2 protein-coding genes are annotated in these 1,544 nt (G+C 39.7%); one reads left to right on the top strand and one right to left on the bottom strand.

The features are described from left to right. Positions 1-551: 551 nt before the first annotated feature. Positions 552-1,178: an ATP/GTP-binding protein gene (locus F6K49_RS47845; RefSeq protein WP_293109615.1), complete on the top strand. Its 627-nt coding sequence runs from the start codon at positions 552-554 to the stop codon at positions 1,176-1,178. 169 nt (positions 1,179-1,347) lie between these two features. On the opposite strand, the gene F6K49_RS47850 is transcribed toward F6K49_RS47845, so the two are convergent. Next, positions 1,348-1,544, bottom strand: a 197-nt coding sequence (locus F6K49_RS47850; protein WP_293109617.1) for a hypothetical protein, incomplete at its 5' end; no start/stop codon positions are given.

A 1,544-nucleotide genomic window follows, 5' to 3' on the forward strand; every position in this document is an offset into this window, starting at 1 on the left:
GATTTAGCGTTTTGACCAGTTGTGGTGAAGAAGCGGTATTTCTGGTTCTAGCTAGTAAAGCAGCTAAGCAGGGAGTATTGATGTTAGAAATTAAACGAACTCTGGCTGAATTAAAACCAATGTTGCTATACTAAATTTGTGAAAATTACTCTACTAATACCTTTGGTTTATAAAAGGGATAAATTATAGTAATTGATAGTCATTGGTAATGGCTTATAGATAATGGGTAATGGGTAATGGGTAATGGGTAATGGGTAATGGGTAATTAAAAGACTAGTATTAATTATCCATTACCCATTACAAATGGTAAATTTTTTTGAAAATTGTTGTTCGCGTAGCGTGGCCTACGGCCAAGGCATCCTGGATTATTGGTATAACGTCAGTGGGTGTGTGAAATTCAATGTAAGCTATTTTTTGTTTAAGGTTGACCACTAACAGTCAACCATCAACCGTCAACCGTCAACCCTCAATCGTCAACAAATTACCTTGATTCACCCCAACCTACTGGCACAGTTGATAACCTGTAGTATTTGCTAGGGAAGTATAACCCAATGGACAATATACGGATTGTAGTAACGGGAACAATAGGGGCTGGCAAATCTACTTTTGTCAGAACATTCAGCGAAGGTGCGGTTATTGAAACAGAACGAACGGCTACGGATGCCACATCATTGTTTAAGAAAAAAACGACTGTTGCCTTAGACTTTGGTTTGCGTCCCTTAAATCGGAACTTGGATTTGCACCTGTATGGAACTCCTGGTCAAGCTCGCTTTGATTTTATGTGGGACATTTTGATTCGCCGAGCTCACGCCTATATTTTATTAATGGCAGCTAATCGAAGCAGTGATTTTGCTAGTGCTCGTCAGATTCTATCGTTTATGCAAGAGCGGGTCACTATTCCAATGATTATTGGTCTGACTCATACTGATGTTGCAGGGGCATGGACTCCAGAGGAAATTATGATGCGCATGGCATACATCGGCGATCCTAATCAACCCCCGATTGTGGCTGTTAATCCCAATAATAAGACCTCAGTATTTGAAACTGTAATGATTTTGATGGCTCAGATGCTTTCCCAAGGGAGTGTTATTGAAGGTGCTAGGAAAGAAAAGGTAAGTAAGCCAGCTCCGGTACCTGTTAAGAACCAATATCATTGGCCGAATCCCCAGTTTTTATAAGGGGGTTAGTTAGCGAGTAAGCTATCAGCGATTAGCGCTACTTGAGATGCTACTTGAGGTGCTATCAGCTATCAGCTATCAGTTATCAGCGATTAGCGCTAATCGCTGATAAGTTCTACCAGACTTTTCCAAGTTTTTGGCTTAAGCTCGCCGTTAAGGAGGGTGTCATTCAGCCCTGGTTTGCGCTATATAAACTTAGGCTATTTAGAATGTCTTTGATTGGTTGTTTGACCAAATCAAATGGCTTCTTAATAAAATAAACGTGAAGTATTGAACCTACTACTGCCGCAATAGTTTTGCCTTGGCAAAATAGATAAGCTTTACCATTTTCTATTTTGCTATCAAGAACGTTTATTATTTTATCTA

This window comes from Moorena sp. SIO3I6 (genome assembly GCF_010672095.1).